This window comes from Burkholderia sp. AW33-5 (assembly GCF_053427615.1).
In genome coordinates this window covers 1-6,576 of sequence record NZ_JBSAXA010000052.1, presented here as the reverse complement: position 1 = coordinate 6,576, position 6,576 = coordinate 1, and the positions used below count along the sequence as shown (strand labels likewise).

At 54.0% G+C, this 6,576-nt stretch carries 2 protein-coding genes and 1 pseudogene; 2 read left to right on the top strand and 1 reads right to left on the bottom strand.

Annotated elements, in window-relative coordinates:
• Positions 1-3,973: hypothetical protein (locus tag ACV22V_RS32025; RefSeq protein ID WP_448016711.1), on the bottom strand; the 3,973-nt coding region annotated here is incomplete at its 3' end.
• Positions 3,974-5,122: 1,149 nt separating this feature from the next.
• Here ACV22V_RS32025 and ACV22V_RS32020 point away from each other — a divergent pair.
• Positions 5,123-5,659, top strand: a pseudogene (locus ACV22V_RS32020) (integrase core domain-containing protein); the annotation flags it as partial.
• A 272-nt stretch (positions 5,660-5,931) separates the two neighbouring features.
• Positions 5,932-6,321, top strand: a complete 390-nt coding sequence (locus tag ACV22V_RS32015) for a hypothetical protein (RefSeq protein WP_448016710.1) — start codon at positions 5,932-5,934, stop codon at positions 6,319-6,321.
• Positions 6,322-6,576: the final 255 nt, after the last annotated feature.

Genomic DNA, 6,576 nt, shown 5'->3' with positions numbered 1-6,576 from the left:
CCGGCGGTTGGGGGCCCGTCTGGTCGGCAAGAGAGTGTGCATTAATCTCGACAGATCCCACTTCTCGTTCAGCGATTGTCGAAGGTGAAGATTCAGCCTCGATTTCCATGGCGGTGTGGGGTTCGGTTTGTGACTCTGGTGGGGGAGCATCAGCGACTTCCATGGCTAACGGGGACGATTCCGATTCACTCGATATCTCGTCCTGCTCAAACCATTGCTGCTGAAGAGCCTGGATATCTTGAGTGACCTCAGAGCGGTGGGTGTCCATGTAATGCGCCACGGCCTTGCGCAATTCCATGACGATGTGGGCATTTGCCTCGCGGCCGAACCCCTTCGGCCTAATGCCGAGCTTCCTGAGAAACTGTCTGTGCCGATTCCCCATTGCCACGAGCACCGCATCGAATAATGATGTATCGTCTCCGGCTTTGGGATCGAGCATCACGCGCCCATTAGCAGCCCGGCTTGCGGCAGCATAGGCTCCCCCGTCTAAGCTTCGACAAACCGCGACGGCGTTTAAGCTGGCAGCCCACTCAAGGTCATTTACGCTAATTTTCTGCCCACCCTGATAACAGGCGAACACGTCAGATGCATCGCTATCCAAAACGAGTAAGGGTCGCTTAGTTGGCCAAGCAGGCAGACGCGTGAGCAAGCGTTCGCCTAGGGCGTAGAGCTGATGATCGAGTTCGCCTGCTCGCATCTCTTGGACCCACGCGGGCACGGACATGACACGGCCGTCGAATCTAGCCTGTGCCTGCTCGTTCAGACCAATGCCTGCCATCGAGGGCGTAATGCCCGTTGGGCCTGATCCTGGTTGGGCAGGGGGAAAATCCGGATACAACTCCAGATTCAGTTCCTGCTTGATCGCCTGTGCCGCCTGTTCGATTAATAAGCTCTCGACTTGCTGCGGGTTCTGGTGCATCGGGGATAGGGTAAGGACCGGTGTGTCAGGCGACAGGGGGAAATTCGGGAAAAACGGGGAGGCTGGGACCGTTTCGGCCATCGTTCTCGGCTGTTTAGGGGAAACCGCGGCCTCCTCGGTGGGCTGACTGCGCTTTACCCCACCGTAGCGTGGAGACATTACGCCGTCGGTGGCTGGATTGATAATCGTGGTCGCACGGGTCACTGGAGATCGCGTGAGCGCTGGTTCGTCGTGCAACAGCGCCGCTAGCGCCTGTCTGTCCACCGTGGAGTACGAAGGCGCTGATTCATTGTCCTTCAGTACCACCGCTTCTAGCGCACGCACGTCTTCGTCCGTTATCTCTGCCTGTGCCCGAGACGTTTTCCGGGCTGCACGCGATACAGGCGGCAGATCGCCAAAGACCGGTTCAAGCAAACCGTGAACATATTTGTCGGCTGCATTGTAGCCGGCGACTAGCGTGCGCGACGGCCCGGCATTCACAAGCAATTGCTTCTTTAGTTCAGCCAGAATACCGTCGAGGTTTGTTGGTAACGCAATTGCCGATTCGATCACCACACGCCCAGGCATATTCCGGTAAATCATCAGACCAATACAACGATCCCGGTAATCCCTCGCCACCAAGGCTGCTAACCGATCCGGATTTTTCAGTATTGTCCTCGCCCGCTTGATCTCCTGCAGGCCTTGCTCGTTCAGTTCAGGGTCCCGATAGCCGGAGGCCTTGGACTGGAGTGCGTCGGAGAGCTGCCCAAGGGCTCTTATGTCTCGAATTGTTGTGACAGAATAGTCGCTAACGTTGACAACGGCTGCCAGCGCTTCGGGGTTTGCTAGCAAGTCCTGGTAGGCTTGGGACTTCGCCAGCATTTCGGCTGATATGGGCGCGTCAACTTGCTTCAAGTGTTTGGCGAATTCAGTTGCCTGCACCTTATGCAGCCGTTCGGCATCGGCGTCCTCCTTTTCATTCGTTATGGTCATATGGGAGAAACGCATCATATCTTGGACGCGGTCTAGATCTGCGCCCGATAGAAATTCGAGATCCCGGTCGTTGAGCTCTGGGTACTGCTTATGCAGCCGCCTGGCGTAAGTAATAGGATGTTCTCCTGTGTGTCGCGGAAGCCCACAGCCCATCGCCCGCAACTTATCCAGCCGTTCGGCATCGGCGTCCTCCTTTTCATTCGTTATGGTCGTATGGGAGAAACGCATCATATCTTGGACGCGGTCTAGATCTGCGCCCGATAGATACACGAGATCCCGGTCGTTGAGCTCTGGGTACTGCTTATGCAGCCGCTTGGCGTAAGTAACAGAATATTCTTTTGGGTGTCGCGGAAGCGCACGGCCCATTGCCTGCACCTTATGCCGCCGTTCGGCGTCGGCACTCTCCTTTGTTCGCGAATTCACCATGACCGCAGGTAATGGGATCGCTTGGGCAGGAGTCTCCGTTTCGTCGGGAAAGATCGCGATGCCCGCTTCATGCATCGCATCAAACAAAATATCGTTGTCATGCGCACGGGGGGCACGCGTCTGCTTCAAGATCTCGGCGCCAATTTCAGTCGGTCCCGACAGGGCAGCAGTTGTGGCTAAACCTACCGCGTCGTTGTTCCCAGCGGTCTGCGGCGCCAAAGTCGATTGCCCCACCGTTTTTTGCAAAATATGGGGAACAAAGGCAGAAGTCTCCCTTATGGTCGTATAGGAGAGGCGCATCATATTTTGGACGAGGTCTAGATCTGCGCCCGATAGATCCACGAGATCCTGGTCGTTGAGCTCTGGGTACTGCTTATGCAGCCGCCTGGCGTAAGTAATAGGATATTCTGTTGGGCGTCGCGGATGCTCACGGCCTATTTCTTGCACCTTATGCAGCCGTTCGGCATCGGCGTCCTCCTTTTCATTCTTCGCGGCTACGGGCAATGGAATCGCTGGGGCAGAAGTCTCCCTTATGTTCGTATTGCAGAAGCGCATTTTATTTTGGACGAGGTCTAGATCTACACCCGATAGATACACGAGATCCTGGTCGTTGAGCTCTGGGTACTGCTTATGCAGCCGCCTGGCGTAAGTAATAGAAGGTTCTCTTGTGTGTCGCGGAAGCGCACGGCCCATCGCCCGCAACTTATCCAGCCGTTCGGCATCGGCGTCCTCCTTTTCATTCGTCGCGGCCACGGGCAATGGAATCGCTGGGGCAGAAGTCTCCCTTATGTTCGTATTGCAGAAGAGCATTTTATTTTGGACGAGGTCTAGATCTACACCCGATAGATCCACGAGATCCTGGTCGTTGAGCTCTGGGTACTGCTTATGCAGCCGCCTGGCGTAAGTAATAGAAGGTTCTCTTGTGTGTCGCGGAAGCGCACGGCCCATCGCCCGCAACTTATCCAGCCGTTCGGCATCGGCGTCCTCCTTTTCATTCGTCGCGGCCACGGGCAATGGAATCGCTGGGGCAGAAGTCTCCCTTATGGTCGTATGGGAGAGACGCATCATATTTTGGACGCGGTCTAGATCTGCGCCTGATAGATACATAAGCTCCCGCTCGTTGAGATCGGGGTACTGCTTATACAGCCGCGTGGCGTAAGTAACAGAATATTCTCTTGGGTATCTCGGATGCTCACGGCCTATTTCCTGCACCTTATGCAGCCGTTCGGCATCGACGTCCTGCGGCGCCAAAGTCGGAACAAAGCTAGCTAGATGTTTTTCATATTCGAACCGCTGCTCACCCCTCAGTGTTAGCCCCGAGTCAGTCAGAAATATTCTTGCACTTTCTGGATCAATACCGTTTTTTTGGGCCCAGAAAAAAACGCTTTTTTCGAGCTTGTACTCATCCGGTGTTTTCTTCTTCCACTGCAGGATTTGCGCGCCAGTAATAGGCTGCGGTTTTCGGTTTGGCCTGGGGGCGGGAAGAGCGGATTGTGCAGATTCTATCGCTAGGTTGGATGGCCCACACTTAGCCACCTGCGTTGGAATCCCTGGGATCGCCCCCGACGGCTCCGCTCGGACACGCGGCGTTTGTGTGTCACTGGAATTGATCAAATCAGATGCTTGCCCGGGGGCATTCCCACGAATCCGAAACATTAAATGTCCTTCTTGCTTGGAAAAAGAGTGACCTGCGGCGGAATTTTGTAGCCAGTTAGGCAGTGAGTCTCGCGTCGATATTATCAGAATGTTTACGCCGACCGGAAATTGAGCGCATGCGGTCCATGAACGACGCCCCTCAGAGAGGGGCGAACTAAGATTTGTCGTCGTTCAATTTCTCGCGCAATCAAGCCTCAGCCAAATTGATTGTTGAAACGCCGCCATCAATTTACAGCATGAATACAGCCCAAATTCTGAACCTTTCTTTGGGCGTCGCTGACCGACCACAAAGTGATATTTATTGCACGCCCTGGGGCCGGACGGCACTCAGACGTTGAACGAGCAAGCTATCTGACGCTGACATGGTTCATTTTTTCTCCATGTCGCCGAGAAGAACGATTTCATCGGGCAATGCGTCTTGCGGATGATCAATATGGTGTTTGAGTGCGGAGTTTTTTGCATTGATCTGCCAAGTTCTTCCGCGAAGGATATCCCAGCTCGCGAATAGTTGCCGCTGCGCTCCTACCGTACTTGATGTAGCCGAACCGCTCGAACCCGGTCTTCGTACGAATACATGAACTACCTCCAAGGTAGTCCAAGATTTTGTCCGCACCCTCTTCTGAGGAAATTACGTCCGACGTTGACACTGGCCAAGAACAGGCGGCCAGATGGGTCGCTGCTTGGGATGCGAAAGCAGGTATTCGCCCCGCGCCTGTGGAATCAGTAGGTGCTGCACCGCAAACGCGCGAAATTGGGCCGTCAGTTTGAATTTGACCTTTGAAGTACCGCACGCTCGTCGCATCTGGTTGCATGTGGTTCTGCATGTAGTCCAGATCAGCCTTCGCAAAGGTCGCGGAACCCAGGCCATGTGACACTTTGAGGGTATCTGTGGAAATTGACAGTGTGGGAGACTCTTCGGAAAAGAAGTGGCCTCACTCGTTCGGACAGTTTTCTGAGATTTTTAAGTGGAGCGTCCGAGGCAATCATGCTGCCGATTTGATCGCAGGCAGCGTCGCGAAGTATGCCTCATCCGGCGTCTGATCCGCCAGGCTCGAATGGGGACGTTTCCGGTTGTACAGCTCGATGTAGTTGCGGATTTCGGTGATGGTGATCAGGCGTTTCGGCGAACGTGATCAGTTTGGAAGGTGGTGTTGCGCGGTCAGGCCAAACGACGCTTGGAGTATGGATTTTGTAGCTGACCAGCTTGCTGATGGCTCGAAATTTCGCACTTTGACGATCGTGGATGTGTTCACGAAGGAGGCGTTGGCGATCGAAGTCGGGCAGCGCTTGAAAGGCGAACACGTGGTGTCAGCATTGAACCGAATCGCCGCTCGGCGCGGCGCCCCGCGGCATCTGTTTGTCGACAATGGCAGCGAATTTTCCGGGCGCCTGCTCGACATGTGGGCGTACCACTACCGAGCAAAAATCGACTTCAGCAGGCCCGGTAAGCCGACGGACAATTGCCACATTGAGACGTTTAACGGATCATTCCGCGATGAGTGCTTGAACCTACATTGGTTCGAAACGCTGGGCGACGCCAAGGCGATCGTCGAGGCGTGGCGCCGGAATTACAACGAGAGCCGTCCTCACTCGGCTCTCAAAGAGTTGGCACCAGCCGAATTCGCCCGTCAGCTGGTGCCTTCATCGGGTTCGACCGAACCCGAAACGCCGGAAAACTCGCTCTAGATCTGGTCCGGAAATCCCAAGCGGATTACCGAGGCCGTTCTCCAAGATTGAAATGGCCCGAAGAAATCAGGCAGATCACATCCTCTGGCGAAAGGAATTTTCCTGTAACGCTGACTGATCATGTGTGACGTTTCGCGTTATGAGGCGTAACTTCGGCAAGCCTGGCGCAGGCAATACGCTTTTGCGATAGGGTTTGCTTTTTCCAGAGCATCGAGCCGCCACAAGCATGAAAATCTACGATCGAGGTCGACAGTCAATGCTTGATGTAATGATTGAATCGTCAACATCAGGTAATGCCAAAAAAAATTGAAATGCGTAGTGCAAGTCCGACTCGTAGTCAACATTTTGGCACTATGAGCGTGGCACCTCATTTGAATTCGCTAATGCTCTTATCAGTTGAGAACCACAAAAGAACCGCAGTGCGACAGGTTGGAAGCCGATTTCTAGAAATTGCTGACCGCATGAGAGGTGATCTCGGCTTGTCGTGCGTTTCCCTTATTTGCCAAGATGAAGGAGCCGCGAAGTTTTTCTACAAGACAGGATTCAGGTTCGTTGGCAGTGGTGCAGATGCAAAAAACTCCGCACTCAAACACCATATTGATCATCCGCAAGACGCATTGCCCGATGAAATCGTTTTTCTCGGCGACATGGAGAAAAAATGAGCCATGTCAGCGTCAGATAGCTTGCTCGTTCAACGTCTGAGTGCCGTCCGGCCACAGGGCGTGCAATAAATATCACTTTGTGGTCGGTCAGCGACGCCTAAAGAAAGGTTCAGAATGGGGGCTGTATTAATACTGTAATTTGATGGCGGCGTTTCAACAATCAATTTGGATGAGGCTTGATTGCGCGAGAAATTGAACGACGACAAATCTTAGTTCGACGCAGAATATTGAGCGTAGGGTCGTTGGTATGCGTTG